The following is a 13,934-nucleotide window of genomic DNA, read 5'->3' on the forward strand; positions in this document are numbered from 1 at the left end:
TCCTGCCGCAGCCGGTGACGCTACCCGCGCCTGCCGCCCACCCCGTGGTCCACGTGCTGCGGCCGGGTATGCAGACGACAGTGCAGGATTGGCCCGCCCGCGTCGGGTACTGGCATGTGGGGGTGCCACCGTCCGGGCCGATGGACGATCTGTCGTTCCGGCTCGGGAATCGCGCGCTCGGCAATCCGGAAGGCGCGGCGGGGCTCGAATGCACGCTCGGCGGACCCGCGCTGCGCTTCGACGACGCGACCTGGGTGTGCGTCACGGGTGCGCCCACCCCGGTCACCGTGAACGGGAAACCGGTGCGGCAGTGGGGAACCACGCTGGTGCCCGCCGGTGGCGTACTGGATGTCGGCGCGGTGCGCGGGCCGGGTATGCGGTGCTACATCCTGATCGCGGGCGGCTTGGATGTGCCCGAATATCTGGGCAGCCGTGCGACTTTCACGCTCGGCAAGTTCGGTGGCGGTACGGGGCGGGCGCTCACCGTTGGAGACGCGTTCGAACTCGGCGCGCCCGGCCGGGTGAGCGCGGGTGTTCCGGGTGACGATCAGCCGGTGCTGACCCGCCGCTGGGAACTGGCCGTCACCGAGGGCCCGCACGGTGCGCCGGAGTTCTTCACCCGCACTGACTTCGACACCATCATCGGCTCCGATTACGAGGTGCACTTCAACTCCGATCGCACCGGTGTGCGGCTCATCGGCCCGAAGCCGCAGTGGGCGCGGCCGGATGGCGGGGAGGCGGGGATGCATCCGTCGAATATCCACGACACCGCGTATTCGATCGGCGCACTGGATTTCACCGGTGACACCCCGATCCTGCTCGGCCCGGACGGCCCGAGTCTGGGTGGTTTCGTCTGCCCGGTCACGGTGGTGGCCGCGGATCGCTGGAAGCTGGGGCAGCTCACCCCCGGCGATACCGTGCGTTTCGTGCCGGTGCGGGCGGATCGCGCGGCCTCACTGCGCGCGCTCGGGCCGGAGCGGCGGGCGTCCTGGCCGGTGGTGCTGTCCTCCGGCGGTGACGGCGACGACGGAGTACTGGCCCGGCGCGATACCGCGGACACCTCGGTGACCTACCGGCGCGCGGGCAACGACGGCCTGCTCGTCGAATACGGTGAGATGACACTGGATCTGGAGTTGCGGGCCCGCGTGCACGCCCTGCACCGGGCGCTGCTGGACCGCGCCGAGCCGGGCATCACCGAGCTGACGCCCGGTGTCCGCTCGCTGCAGGTGCGCAATGATCCGGATCGCCTCCCGACCGCGCGACTGCTGGATCTGCTGGCCGAGGTGGAGGCCGAACTGCCGGCCGCCGACGAACTGGTGGTGCCCAACCGCACCGTCCGCCTGCCGCTGTCCTGGGACGATCCGTCGACGCGCGAGGCCATCACCCGGTACATGCACGGGGTGCGCGCGGATGCGCCCTGGTGCCCGTGGAATATCGAATTCATCCGCCGCGCCAATGGTCTGGCCACGGTCGAGGAGGTCTTCGACATCGTGTACGCGGCCGAGTATCTGGTGCTCGGGCTGGGTGATGTCTACCTGGGCGCGCCCGTCGCGACGCCCACCGATCCGCGCCACCGCCTGGTCACCACCAAATACAACCCGGCCCGCACCTGGACGCCGGAGAACGCGGTCGGCATCGGCGGCGCGTACCTGTGCATCTACGGCATGGAGGGGCCCGGCGGCTATCAGTTCGTGGGCCGCACCACCCAGGTCTGGAATCATCGCTCCACCGGTCTCGATGAAGATCCTTGGCTGCTGCGGTATTTCGATCGCATCAGCTGGTACCCGGTCAGCGCCGAGGAGCTGCTGGACCTGCGCGCCGACTGTGCCGCGGGCCGGGGTGAACTCTCGGCCGTGGACGGCGAGTTCCGGCTCGCGGACTACCGCCGCTTCCTCACCGACAATGCGGCGTCCATCGCGGATTTCCGCTCCGCCCAGTCCGATGCTTTTACCGCGGAACGCAATTCGTGGCGCGCGACCGGCGAACTCACCGTAACCCCGTAGCAGGAGGACCGAGCATGACCGTGTGGATCCACCGACGCCCCGCCGACGAGGTGGCCGCCGATGCCGCCCTCGCCACCGGTCCGCTGGCCGGGCTGCGGCTGGCGGTGAAGGACAATGTCGATGTGGCGGGCCTGCCGACCACGGCCGCCTGTCCCGCCTATGCCTATGTGCCGGAACAGGATGCGGGGGCGGTCGCCGCATTGCGCGCCGCGGGCGCGGTGGTCGTGGGCAAGACCAATATGGATCAGTTCGCGACCGGCTTGGTCGGCACCCGATCCCCGTACGGGGTGGTCGAGAATGCCATCCGGCCCGGATACATCTCCGGCGGTTCGAGTTCCGGTTCGGCGGCCGCGGTCGCGGCCGGCGAGGCCGATATCGCCATCGGCACCGATACCGCGGGCTCCGGGCGGGTTCCGGCGGCATTGCACGGCATAGTCGGCATCAAGCCGACCCTGGGCGCGGTGTCCACGGCAGGCGTCGTCCCCGCCTGCCGCTCCTACGACTGCGTCACCGTCTTCGCCACGAATCTCGACCTGGCCGGTCGCGCGATGGGAGTCATGGCGGCGGGCGCCCCCGACCGCCCCTGGCCCGCCGACGCCCGCCTCGCCGCCCCGCCGAATCCGACGGTGGCGATCTTCCGCGACCTCCCCGACCTGGATCCGGAGTGGCACAGCGCATTCGACCGCACCGTCACCACCCTCCGAGCCCGCGGCGCCCGCATCATCGAGATCGACCCGGCCCCCTTCCTCGCGGCCGCCACCCTGCTCTACGGTGGCGCTCTGGTAGCCGAAAGATATTCGACGGTAGGCGAATTCGTCGACGAGCACCCCGATGCGGTGGACCCCACCGTAGGCGCGATCATCAGCGCCGCCCGCGACCTCCCCGCCCACCGCCTGGCCACCGATCAGGCCGAACTCGCCCGTCTCCGCGCAACCGCCATGGCGAGCATGTCCGGCGCCGACGCCCTCCTCTGCCCCACCGTCCCCTGCCACCCGACCATCGCCGAAGTGGCCGCCGACCCGATAGCCGTCAATTCCCGCCTGGGCACCTACACCAACTTCTGCAACCTCTTCGATCTCTGCGCCGTAGCCGTCCCCGCGGGCACCGCGGCCGAAGCCCAATTCGGCGTGACCGTCTTCGCTCGCCCCTTCGAAGACGCCGTCGCCTTCGACATAGCCATCCTCCTCACCGACACCCCGGCCACCCCGGATTCAGTGTGGCCCTTGACAATCACCCCGTTCCAGGAACTGATCGTCTTCGGCGCCCACCTCCGCGGCCAGCCCCTCGAGCACCAACTGACAACCCTCGGCGCCCGCTGGGACGGCCCCGTCCGCACCTCCCCCCACTACCGCCTGGCGGCCCTCGACACGACCCCACCCAAACCCGCCGTAACCCGCGTCCCCCCAACCGAATCCGGCACCACCGTCGAGGGCGAACGCTGGCTCCTCTCCCCCGCCGCCCTAGGCACCTTCCTCGCCGCCCTCCCCACCCCCATGCAACTGGGCGCAGTCGAACTCGAAGACGGCTCCTGGCGCACCGGTTTCGCCTGCACCGGCGCCGCCGCCGACACCGCCAAGGACATCAGCGAATACGGCGGCTGGCGCGCCGCCCTCGCCGCCGGCGCAGTCGAGTGAGGGTCAGGCGGCTACGTCGAGTACCCAGGTGACGCCGAAGGGGTCGGTGAGCATGCCGTAGAGGAGGGCCCAGGCAGCCGGGGCCAGGGGGACGATCACGGTGGAGTCGGGGGTGAGGGCTTGCCAGTAGGTGGTGATTTCTTCGGCGTCCTTTCCGCGGATGGAGACGAAGTAGGAGCCGGTGCCCTGGTTCCAGGGGCGGGACGCGGGGACGTCGTAGGCCATGATGTGGAAGCCCTCAGGGGAGGTGACCTGGCCCCACATGATCTGGTCGGCTTCGGCCGGGTGCTCGACGCTGTGCGCGTCGGCGTAGGTGATCAGGGCGAGGTCGCCGCCGAAGACGGATCGGTAGAACTCCAGGGCCGCGCGGGCGTTGCCGCGGAGGTTGATGTGGGTGACGGTGTCGATGGTCATGGTCGCTCCTGCGTTCGTAGCGTTGCTCGGCCTTGTGCCGTCACCGAGATTTCCAGTGGAAGAGGACAGGGTGTGTCCTCTTCTCCTGGCAGGATCGATCGGGTGCAGAAAACTTCGGCACGGCTGCTTGCATTGCTGTCGCTGCTTCAGGCTCGACGGGATTGGCCGGGTGCGCTGCTGGCCGAACGGCTCGAGATCAGTCCGCGCACCGTGCGCCGGGATGTCGATCGGTTGCGTGAACTCGGGTATCCGATTGCCGCTTACAAGGGGCCGGATGGTGGGTATCGCCTCGAGGCGGGGGCGGAACTGCCACCGCTGCTCTTCGACGACGATCAGGCCGTGGCGCTGGCCATTGCCCTCCAGATCGCGACCACCGCGGGTGCGGGGATAGAGGAGTCGGCGGCCCGCGCATTGCATACCGTCCGGCAGGTGATGCCCGACCGGCTCCGCCGTCGCATCGAGGCTGTTCACCTCACGGCCGTGGAAACACCGGTGGGACAATCGAATCCGCAGATCGACACCACGACCCTTGTAACCTCGAGCGCCACCGTCCATGCCCGCGAGGTGCTCCGCTTCGATTACGCCCCAGCCGACCCTCTCACCCCGCCTCGGCGCGTCGAGCCACACCATCTCGTAACCTGGCGCAGCCGTTGGTATCTCGTCGCCTGGGATCTCGACCGCGACGACTGGCGTGTCTTCCGCGCAGACAGAATCACCCCGCGCACGCCGACCGGGCCGCGATTCACCCCGAGAGAGTTGCCCACTGCCGATCTGCAGTCGTTCCTGCTGAGCCGATTCCGTGGTTCGGACACCTCCACCGAATGGCCTTGCCGCGGCGAAGCAATCATCGATCTCCCCGCCGCCGACATCTCGCCCTACCTCGGCGACGGCCTCCTCGAAAGCGCCGGCCCGACCCGCAGTCGAGTGACGCTGGGCTCCTGGTCCTGGCCCGCCCTCGCGGCCGCATTCGCCAAATTCGATGCCGATATCGAGGTCGTCGGTCCCGAGGAACTCCGAGCGGCCTTCGCGGATATGGCCGGTCGTTTCGCGCGGGCGGCGTCCCGATCCCTATAGCTTCCCCATTGCTAGCATGCTAGCTAGACGTATTGCTAGCATGCTAGCATCGGCGTATGCCCGGGCATCGATCCCGGGTTCTTCACCGGTTTCGAGGATTGGGGAAATCCGTGACCGCGCAACGTAATCCATGGCCGGCGCTGGGTGCGCTGGTGGTCGGGTTCTTCATGATCCTGCTGGATTCGACCATCGTCTCGGTGGCCAATCCGGCGATCATGCGGGACCTGCATACCGACATCGTGCAGGTCATCTGGGTGACCAGCGCCTACCTGCTCGCCTACGCGATACCGCTGCTGGTGACCGGGAGGCTGGGCGATCGCCTGGGACCCAAGCGGGTCTATCTGACCGGGCTGTGCGTTTTCACCGCGGCTTCACTGTGGTGCGCCAGGTCGGGCAGCATCGAAATGCTCATTGCCGCGCGCACGGTCCAGGGCCTGGGCGCGTCCATGATGACGCCGCAGACGATGGCGGTGATCACCCGGACATTCCCGCCCGAGCGCCGCGGCGCGGCCATGGGCCTGTGGGGTTCGGTGGCCGGTCTGGCCATGCTGGTGGGCCCGATCGTCGGCGGTGTGCTGGTCGACCAGCTGAGCTGGAACTGGATCTTCTATATCAATGTGCCGATCGGCGTGATCGCCTTCGTGCTGGCGTACCGGCTGGTGCCCGCGTTGGAAACGCATGGGCGCCAATTCGATCGGGTCGGCGTGGTGCTGTCTGCGATCGGGATGTTCTTGCTGGTCTTCGGTTTACAGGAAGGCAACGGCCATCATTGGGACGGTGAGATCTGGGCGTTGATCCTCGGCGGGCTGGCGGTGCTGGCCGTGTTCGTGGTCAGCCAGGCTCGCGATATCGCCGAACCGCTGGTGCCGCTGCGCTTGTTCCGCGACCGCAATTTCGCGTTGTCCAGTCTCGCGGTCACCACCATGGGTGTGGCGGTCACCGCCATGATGGCTCCCTGGTACTTCTACCTGCAGGCCGTGCGTGACTATTCGCCGACCGAATCGGCCCTGGTCTTCGCCCCCATGGCGGCGGCCACCGCTCTGAGTGGACCGCTGATCGGGAAGCTCTCCGACCGCCTGCCGCCGCGAGTAGTGCCGACGATCGGTTTCATCCTGTTCGCGGCCTCGATTTTCGTGATCGCCGCCGCGATGCGGCCGAATTCACCGATCGCGATATTCCTGCTGGCCGGAGTGTTTGCGGGCGTTGCCAATTCGGCGATTTGGGCGCCGCTCGCCGCGATCGCCACCCGTAACCTGCCGATGGCTCAGGCGGGCGCGGGCGCCGGCGTGTACAACACCACCAGGCAGCTGGGCTCGGTGCTCGGCAGTGCCGCTGCCGCCGCGGTGATTTCGGCCCGCATGGCCGCCCAGGGCCTGGGCGGTGCGGCCACCGGCGGTGGGCGCCTGCCCGCTGCGATCGCGGATCGGTTCAGCACCGCGCTCGGCCAGGCCATGATCCTGCCGGCTGCGGTCCTGCTGCTGGGCGCCGCCGCGGCCGCACTGTTCGCCAGAGCGCCCGAATCAGTCTCCGCCGCAGAACAACCGGTGGCAGCAGACGTCGGCACCCGATAACACTCGGCGCGGCTTCATCGGAGCGGCACGGTGCGGAGCAGATCGGTGACGGCGTGCCGATTGCGGTCGAGGGCTTCGATGGTCGCGGTCAGTTCGGCGTGCTGGGCCCGGAGGTGCGTCGCCATGTCCAGACAGGTGGCGGTGAGTTGGGCGTCCTCGATTTCGAGGCAGGGCAACAGGGTTGCGATGGCGGAGGTTCCGAAGCCGGCGGTGAGCAAGGCCCGAATTTTGCGCACCTGAGGGATATCCGAGCTGTCGTAGGTGCGGTATCCACCCGAGGTGCGTGCCGGAGACAGCAGTCCGCACTTCTCGTAGTAGCGCAGCAGCCGGGGCGTCGTCCCGGTCGCTGCCGCGAGTTCGCTGATATGCATGCGACCTCCGTCACTGGAGCTTGCGGTTGACACCAATGTCAACCCTTAACCTGACACCACCTGAAAACCACCACGGGACAGGAAAATTCCATGTCAGGACTGATTATCGTCGGCGCCGGCCCCGGTCTGGGTCTCGCGATCGCCCAACGATTCGCCACCACCGGAATGCCGGTCGCCTTGATCGCCCGCAGCGCGGGAGTCACCGATCTGGCCGAGCGCACCGGCCCCACCGCCCGCGGCTATCAGGCGGACGTGACCGACGAGAAATCCCTCACCACCACCCTGGACGCGATCATCGCCGACCAGGGCGTCCCCGACGCCCTCGTCTACAACGCCGCCATAATCCAACGCGACAACCCCGGCGAACTGACCCCGGAGGCCCATCTCCAAGCCTGGTCGGTCAACGTCCTGGGCGCCCTGATCACCACCCGCCACCTGACCCCCGCCATGCTCACCCGAGGCTCCGGCACCATCATCCTCACCGGCGGCATGCCCGCCCCCGACCCCCGCTACACCAGCCTCTCCCTCGGCAAAGCCGACATCCGAGCCCTCACCACCATCCTGCACGAGGCCTACGCTCCCCAAGGCCTCCACACCGCCACGGTCACCATCGACTGCCACATGGTCCCCGGCACCGACTCCGACCCAACCCTCATCGCCGAGCACTACTGGAACCTCCACCGCCAACCCCCCGAAGCCTGGGCCCTGGAGATCGTCCACCACGGAACCACGCAGGTATGAGTCGCTAGCCGAAGAAGTCGGTGAGGTGGGTGGCTACCAGGTTGGGTTGTTCTTCGGCCAAGTAGTGGCCGGAGTCGGGGATTTCGAAGGGGGTTACCGAGGTGGCTCGGGTGGCGAGGCTGGTGAGTACGTCGGTGTGGCCGGTGAAGTAGAGGGCGGCTACGGGCATTTCGAGGGGGGCGTACTTTTTGCCGTCTTCGATGTCTTGGGCGAAGGCTTGGTACCAGCCGTTGGCGGCGCGGATGCCCTCGCGGCGGGAGTAGGCGGCGGCGTAGATTTCGCGGGTCTGCTCGTCGATGGCTTCGGGGTCGCGGAGGTTGCGGTGGCAGAGGTAATCGACGAGGACTCGGCCGCGGCCTTCGAGAAGGTCCTCGGGGACGTTGGCTACCTGGTTGAAGGCGAACCACCAGCGGTGTTTGGCGCGTTGGTCGTCGGTGGGGAGGAGGCGGAAGTCGTAGAGGGCCTCGTCGGGGTGGGGTTCCTCGAGGAGGGCCAGTTTGCGGACGGATTCGGGGTGGTTGGCGGCGAGGCTGAAGGCGACCATCGAGCCGATGTCGTGGCCGGCGACGAAGGCGGAGGTGTGGCCGAGGTGGTGGATGAGCTGGTCGATGTCCTCGGCCATGGTCTTCTTGTCGTAGCCGTCCGCGGGGGTGTCCGAGGCGCCCATGCCGCGGAGTTCGGCCACGATCACCCGGTAGCGGCGGGCCAGCAGGGGCATGATCTTGCGGGCCTGCCACCAGGTTTGGGGCCAGCCGGGGAGCAGGATGAGCGGCTCTCCGGACCCGCCCGCGACGTAGTGGATCCGGGTTCCGTTGACCTGGGCGTACTCGCTGCGGAAATCGCCCGAAAGTGATTCCGCCAGTTGCGCATCGGTGATGCCTTCGTGCATGAGATCAACTTATCCGCGCCCGGCGACTCCCGCCACGAACGCGTGATCGAACCGGGACCCATGCCTGAACCGTATGGTGAGGTCAGAGCATCACGGTGATGCCGCGAGGAGGGGCAATGGCTTCCGACGAGGTGTGGGCACTTCGCCTGGAGGGGTTGTACAAGAAGTTCGGCGGGCCCTGGGTGGTCGACGGGGTGAGTCTGGCGGTGCCAGCGGGATCGTTCTTCGGTCTGGTGGGGCCGAACGGCGCGGGTAAGACCACCACTCTGTCGATGGCGGTCGGCCTGCTGCGGCCGGATCAGGGTGCGGCCCGCATCTTCGGCACCGATGTCTGGGCCGATCCGGTGCGTGCCAAGACCGTGGTCGGCGTGCTGCCGGACGGCCTGTCCCTGCCCGAACGCCTCACCGGCCGCGAACTGCTCAACTACACGGGCCTGCTGCGCGGCATGGACAAGGCCACCGTGGTGGCGCGCGCCGACGAACTGCTGACCGTGCTGGAGCTGACCGACGCGGAAAACACTGTGGTGGTGGACTATTCGGCCGGTATGCGGAAGAAGATCGGCCTGGCCACCGCACTGCTGCACGCGCCGAAACTGCTGGTGCTGGACGAGCCCTTCGAAGCCGTGGATCCGGTGTCCGCGGGCACCATTCGCACCATCCTGCAGCGGTTCGTGGCCGCGGGCGGTTCGGTGGTGCTCTCCAGTCATGTGATGGCGTTGGTGGAGAACATGTGTGATCGAGTCGCCGTCATCAATCGCGGGCAGGTGGTGGCGGGCGGGACGCTCGCCGAGGTGCGCGGGGACGGCACGCTGGAGCAGGCGTTCGTGCGGCTGGTGGGCGGGCACGTGGGTGGCGAGGAAGGGCTGTCGTGGTTGGCGTCCTGATCCGGATGCGGGTGCAGATCACCCGCCGATCCATGCGGGAAGGCCGGGCGGCGCTCAACTTCTGGCTGGGCACCGCATTCGGGCTGGCCGCGGCGGTGGTGACGGTCTATCTCATCGCGGCCGCGCACGACACCCTGCACGGCGGCGTCACGGTGTCGGCGGCCCTGTTCGCCGCGTGGACCCTGGGCTGGATCTGCGGTCCGGTGCTGACCGGCAGCAACGACGAAACCCTGCAGCCGGAACAGTTCCGGCTGCTGCCGCTGACTCCGAGGCAGCTGGCGTACGGTTTGGCCGCGGCCGCGTTCGCGGGCCCGTCGGCCATCGTGAACCTCATCGCCTTCGGCGGATTGATACTGCTCGCGGCCCCGTACGGCCTGGGCGCCATGGCAATTGCGGCGCTCGGCGCGATCCTGCAATTGATCTTCGTCGTCCTGCTCTCGCGGGTCGTCATGGGCTGGCTGGGCGCCGCCATGCGCTCCCGCCGCGGCCGGGACCTGGGCGTGCTCTTCGCGGGTCTGATCGGCCTCGCCTACTACCCGCTGAACCTGCTCATCACGAATCTCGGCCCCTCCCTGGAGAGTTCGAACAGCACCCTCGCGGGCACGCTGCGCGCCGTGCCGTCGGGTTGGGCCCCGTACGCGGTGGAGTCGGCGACCAGGGGCCGGTGGCTGTTCGCCCTGCTGCCGTTGCTCGGTCTGATCGTGCTGGCGCTGGCGCTCTGGCAGATGTGGGCACTGCTGCTGGAACGCCGCCTCACGCTTCCGCCCGCACCCGCCGGGCAGATCGTGGACGGGAAAGCCGTTGTGCTGGAACGCTATATCCCCGCCACCCCGGTGGGCGCGGTTGTCACCAAGGAGCTGCGCACCTGGTGGCGGGACAGCCGCCGCCGCGCAACCCTGCTGCCGCTGCTGCTCATCGGATTCGTGCTGCCGATCTTCCTGTCCCTGAAGAACGGTTCGCACGGAACCATTCCGCTGGCAGGCGCATTCGTGGTGTGGCTGGCCGCCATGGGCGCGACCAATCTGTACGGGCTGGATGGCACCGGGGTCTGGCAAACGCTGGTGATCCCGGGCGCGCCGGGCGCGGATGTCCGTGGCCGGGTGATCGCGTGGGCGCTCATCGTGGCGCCGGTGGCATTGCTGGCCGCGCTGATCCTGCCGGGTGCGCTCGGGCAGGCGCGGCTGTACCCATGGGCTTTGTCGACGCTGCCGGTGTTGCTGGGTGTCGGTGCGGCGGCGGCGATCTTCCTGTCCACGCATGCGGCGTATCCGTTGCCGCAGCAGCGCGGTAACCCGTTCGCGGGTTCCGGTAATCCGGGCTGCGCGAAAATCCTGCTGCAGTTCACGGTCGGTCTCGGGCAGTTGCTGGTTTCGGCGCCGGTATTGGCGATCCTGGCGATCGGGACGGTCATGCACAACGCTTTCGTGGAATGGCTCGCACTACCGATCGGTCTGCTACTCGGCGGGTTTGCTGCAATGGTCGGAGTCCGCCTGGCCACCACCCGCCTGGAGACCCGCGGACCGGAGCTGCTCGCCGCCGTGAAGCCGCGCTGACCTGCGATTTCCCCCTAGAACAAAGAAGATTCACGGCTACTCGCACCGGACCGGCACGGGCCAGGAAAGTCGGGTACCGGACTACTGCCGCAATTCACACTCCGCGTCGTCACCCTGGATTACGCAACTTCTCCAACAGTCCTGGGAGACAGCGGAAGTGGATCAAATCCTGTATTGGAACGCGGTGGCGCTGGAATCGGACCGCCTGGCGCATACCGACCTCAATCCCGTCGAGCGGGGATCGTGCGGTCCGGCAGGGAGTTCCCGCGCGCTGGCCATCGTGCATCTCGCCATGCACGATGCGATCTTCAGTATTTTCGGTGCGCCGCACGGCACCTGGCTGACCACGCCGCCGGTGGCGGCCAATGGTTCGGCGCCGGCCGCGGCCATCGCGGTGGCCGCGCATTGCACGCTGACGGCCCTGTACCCGGCGCAGACCGCGGGACTGGATCGCGCGCTACGGGAATCCGGCCTGCACGGTCCGGGCACCGGCCGCGGTGGTTCGCACGGGCAGGCCATCGGCCGTGCCGTGCTCGCCGCCCGCCGCGGTGATCCGGGCCTCGACGATTCCGGCCATACGCCGGGCGCCACCCCGCCCAGCCATCGGCCCGACCCGGTCAACCCGAAACAGGGTTATTACGCACCGGATTACGGCGCGCGCTCGCACTGCTTCGCGGTGACCGATCGCTACACGCTGGACCCGCCGCCCAAGACCAACGGCGCACGCTATCTCACGGCGCTGCGCGAGGCGCGGGCCAAGGGCATTGCGCCCGAGCAGATCGCGACCATCCCGGCCGCCTATCCGTCGCGCACCCCGGCCGAAACCCTCGCGGGCATCTATTGGGCGTACGACGGCAGCCGCCGGATCGGCAGCCCGCCGCGGTTCTACAACCGCATCGCCCGTGAGATCGCCGAGGCCCGCGGCAATGACATCGAGCAGAACGCCCGGCTGTTCGCGCTGGTGAACACGGCCATGGCGGATGCCGGAATCCTGTGCTGGGACGAGAAATACCGGCACGATCGCTGGCGGCCGATCCTCGGCATCCGCGAACACGATCCCGCCATGGGCCCCGGCGCCACACCCGGGCAGGGCCTCGAATCGGGCTGCGATCCGTTCTGGCAGCCGCACGGCGCGCCCCGCAGCAATGAGATCGCCGGCAACTTCACCCCGCCCAGTCCCGCCTACCCGTCCGGGCATGCCGCGCTCGGCGCCGCGGCCTTCCAGACCATCCGCCACTTCTACGACAGTGCCGGCGATGGACCCGACACCCTCACCGACGGAATGGCTTTCGTCTCCGAGGAGCTGGACGGTGAGACCACCGACCAGCACGGCGTGCAGCGTCCCCGGCATCTGCGCCGGTTTCCCGGCGGGCTGTGGCAGATGATGGAGGAGAACGGTCGCAGCCGGGTATTCCTCGGCGTGAACTGGTCTTTCGATGCTTTCGCCGTCGATGCGGACGGCGGGATGGACCTGTCCCGGAATATCGGCGGGGTGCGGCTGGGCCGGGATGTGGCCGACGATCTGCAGACGCACGGGCTCCGGCAGGCGCAGGCCGCCGGGCCGCGCCTGCCGTGAGACTCAGGGGAGCCGGGTGAAATGCGAGAGCACCGTGAGATCCACCGCCGCGGCCATGGCGCGATAGCCGGCGTCGTTGAGATGCATGCCGTCACTGTCGAATTCGGGCCGGATGAAGCCCGGCCGCGCCGGATCCTCCACCGCGGTCGCGATATCGAAGACCGCGTCGAAAACGTCTGTGGTGCGCAGCCATTCGTTGACTTCCTGCCGCACGGGCAGTCCCGTGTCGACGCTCAGCCCGGGGTAGATGACCCCGGCGAAGGGTCCGATGGTGTCGGCGTAGATGGGCAGTCCCGCGTCATGGGCCAGCCGCGCCAATTCGGTGTAACCTGCGATCAGTGCCGCCACGGCGGCGGTGCCGTCCAGGATCAGATCATTGATGCCGAAGTTGGCCCACACGGCCGCCACTCCCGGTACCGACAGCACGTCCCGCTCGAACCGGGCCAGGCCGTGCTCGCCGATCTGATCGGTCAGCAAACGGTTTCCGCTGATGCCCTGATTCACCGCCCATCCGGTGGTCAGTCGCTCGTTCACCACATCCACCGATCGGCGATGCGCGCCGTGGGTGGAGCCGACGCCTTCGAACCAGGAATCGCCGAAGGCGACGAGCACGGGAACTTCGGTATCGACAAGGACGTCGATGCCGGTGAGGAAGAACCGCGATAGGGTCTCCTCGGCATCGGGCAGTGCAGCGTCGCCTGTCCGATCGCCCGCGACGATCCACCCGGAATCACCCGGCAGCTGCGCGAAGGCCGGGAAGCCGGTCGACTCGGGCAGATACAGGCTCACCGCGAGTTCCGTGCCTGTCTCCGTGGCCGATTCGATGGGATCGCTGACCAGGTCACCGCCCGCCGGCACCCGCACGCTCTCGGCGCCGCCGAAACGCAGCACCGTATCCGTCTCGGCGACGATCTCGTTCCCCGTCTTGCGCACCGCGATGCGGGCCGCGCCGATCACCAGCTCCTGGTCGGAGTAGCGATTGGTGACCCGCACCCGCAGTTGCTCCCCGCCGCCGGCGAGCCGCACGACCTGCCGAATCGTCTCCCCGGTGAACGCGCGCGGTTCGGCGAGCCGGATCTGCTCGGCCGGATTCACCAGCGGGGCACGGAAACTCGCCACCCAATGCCGTGTCGACATCGGAACCTCCATTTAGTTGCAGTGCGGAATATTGCTTGAGCAACAATCTACGCGAAATGTTCCGCGTGTCAACTATCCCCACTGCAA

12 protein-coding genes are annotated in these 13,934 nt (G+C 68.3%); 8 read left to right on the plus strand and 4 right to left on the minus strand.

Annotated features, from left to right (window positions below):
• Positions 1–68 precede the first annotated feature (68 nt).
• Both ACH438_RS03145 and atzF read left to right on the plus strand, forming a co-directional pair.
• Positions 69–2,003 (plus strand): 5-oxoprolinase/urea amidolyase family protein, encoded by a 1,935-nt coding sequence (locus tag ACH438_RS03145; RefSeq protein WP_397000763.1) that lies wholly within the window; start codon positions 69–71, stop codon positions 2,001–2,003.
• A 14-nt stretch (positions 2,004–2,017) separates the two neighbouring features.
• Positions 2,018–3,637, plus strand: coding sequence for an allophanate hydrolase (gene atzF / locus ACH438_RS03150; RefSeq protein ID WP_397000541.1), 1,620 nt, complete (start codon positions 2,018–2,020; stop codon positions 3,635–3,637).
• 3 nt (positions 3,638–3,640) lie between these two features.
• Here the strand turns inward: atzF and ACH438_RS03155 are convergent, their stop codons facing one another.
• Positions 3,641–4,051 (minus strand): VOC family protein, encoded by a 411-nt coding sequence (locus ACH438_RS03155; RefSeq protein WP_397000543.1) that lies wholly within the window; start codon positions 4,049–4,051, stop codon positions 3,641–3,643.
• A 102-nt stretch (positions 4,052–4,153) separates the two neighbouring features.
• Between ACH438_RS03155 and ACH438_RS03160 the strand changes: the two genes are divergently transcribed.
• Both ACH438_RS03160 and ACH438_RS03165 read left to right on the plus strand, forming a co-directional pair.
• Entirely contained in the window at positions 4,154–5,125 is a 972-nt protein-coding gene (locus ACH438_RS03160; RefSeq protein WP_397000545.1) for a helix-turn-helix transcriptional regulator, read from the plus strand.
• A 110-nt stretch (positions 5,126–5,235) separates the two neighbouring features.
• Entirely contained in the window at positions 5,236–6,696 is a 1,461-nt protein-coding gene (locus tag ACH438_RS03165; protein ID WP_397000547.1) for a DHA2 family efflux MFS transporter permease subunit, read from the plus strand.
• Positions 6,697–6,710: 14 nt separating this feature from the next.
• On the opposite strand, the gene ACH438_RS03170 is transcribed toward ACH438_RS03165, so the two are convergent.
• Positions 6,711–7,067 (minus strand): MerR family transcriptional regulator, encoded by a 357-nt coding sequence (locus ACH438_RS03170; protein ID WP_397000549.1) that lies wholly within the window; start codon positions 7,065–7,067, stop codon positions 6,711–6,713.
• A gap of 90 nt (positions 7,068–7,157) precedes the next feature.
• Here ACH438_RS03170 and ACH438_RS03175 point away from each other — a divergent pair, with 90 nt between their 5' ends.
• On the plus strand, positions 7,158–7,808 hold the full coding sequence (locus tag ACH438_RS03175; RefSeq protein WP_397000551.1) for an SDR family NAD(P)-dependent oxidoreductase: 651 nt from the start codon (positions 7,158–7,160) through the stop codon (positions 7,806–7,808).
• A gap of 4 nt (positions 7,809–7,812) precedes the next feature.
• Here ACH438_RS03175 and ACH438_RS03180 read toward each other — a convergent pair whose 3' ends face one another.
• Positions 7,813–8,697, minus strand: coding sequence for an alpha/beta fold hydrolase (locus ACH438_RS03180; protein WP_397000553.1), 885 nt, complete (start codon positions 8,695–8,697; stop codon positions 7,813–7,815).
• Between the two features lie 116 nt (positions 8,698–8,813).
• On the opposite strand from ACH438_RS03180, the gene ACH438_RS03185 reads away from it, so the two are divergent.
• From ACH438_RS03185 to ACH438_RS03195, 3 genes are all read left to right on the plus strand, one after another.
• The gene (locus ACH438_RS03185) at positions 8,814–9,581 is read left to right on the plus strand and encodes an ABC transporter ATP-binding protein (protein WP_397000555.1); all 768 of its coding nucleotides are present in this window, start codon (positions 8,814–8,816) and stop codon (positions 9,579–9,581) included.
• On the plus strand, positions 9,566–11,134 hold the full coding sequence (locus tag ACH438_RS03190; protein WP_397000557.1) for a hypothetical protein: 1,569 nt from the start codon (positions 9,566–9,568) through the stop codon (positions 11,132–11,134). Before ACH438_RS03185 ends, ACH438_RS03190 begins: the two co-directional genes overlap by 16 nt.
• Before the next feature lie 157 nt (positions 11,135–11,291).
• Positions 11,292–12,710 carry a hypothetical protein gene (locus ACH438_RS03195; protein ID WP_397000559.1) on the plus strand — a complete coding sequence of 473 codons (1,419 nt, stop codon included), beginning with the start codon at positions 11,292–11,294 and terminating at the stop codon, positions 12,708–12,710.
• 3 nt (positions 12,711–12,713) lie between these two features.
• Here ACH438_RS03195 and ACH438_RS03200 read toward each other — a convergent pair whose 3' ends face one another.
• Positions 12,714–13,847 (minus strand): GDSL-type esterase/lipase family protein, encoded by a 1,134-nt coding sequence (locus tag ACH438_RS03200; RefSeq protein WP_397000561.1) that lies wholly within the window; start codon positions 13,845–13,847, stop codon positions 12,714–12,716.
• Between the last annotated feature and the right edge of the window lie 87 nt (positions 13,848–13,934).

It is taken from the genome of Nocardia sp. NPDC020380, from assembly GCF_044386975.1.
GTDB lineage: Bacteria > Actinomycetota > Actinomycetes > Mycobacteriales > Mycobacteriaceae > Nocardia.

What these genes read in the sequence shown, in the direction of transcription:
- ACH438_RS03155 (WP_397000543.1), bottom strand. Translation starts at nt 4,051, where the DNA reads ATGACCATCGACACCGTCACCCACATCAACCTCCGCGGCAACGCCCGC.
- ACH438_RS03200 (WP_397000561.1), bottom strand. Translation starts at nt 13,847, where the DNA reads ATGTCGACACGGCATTGGGTGGCGAGTTTCCGTGCCCCGCTGGTGAAT.
- ACH438_RS03170 (WP_397000549.1), bottom strand. Translation starts at nt 7,067, where the DNA reads ATGCATATCAGCGAACTCGCGGCAGCGACCGGGACGACGCCCCGGCTG.
- ACH438_RS03175 (WP_397000551.1), top strand. Translation starts at nt 7,158, where the DNA reads ATGTCAGGACTGATTATCGTCGGCGCCGGCCCCGGTCTGGGTCTCGCG.
- ACH438_RS03145 (WP_397000763.1), top strand. Translation starts at nt 69, where the DNA reads ATGCAGACGACAGTGCAGGATTGGCCCGCCCGCGTCGGGTACTGGCAT.
- ACH438_RS03185 (WP_397000555.1), top strand. Translation starts at nt 8,814, where the DNA reads ATGGCTTCCGACGAGGTGTGGGCACTTCGCCTGGAGGGGTTGTACAAG.
- atzF (WP_397000541.1), top strand. Translation starts at nt 2,018, where the DNA reads ATGACCGTGTGGATCCACCGACGCCCCGCCGACGAGGTGGCCGCCGAT.
- ACH438_RS03180 (WP_397000553.1), bottom strand. Translation starts at nt 8,697, where the DNA reads ATGCACGAAGGCATCACCGATGCGCAACTGGCGGAATCACTTTCGGGC.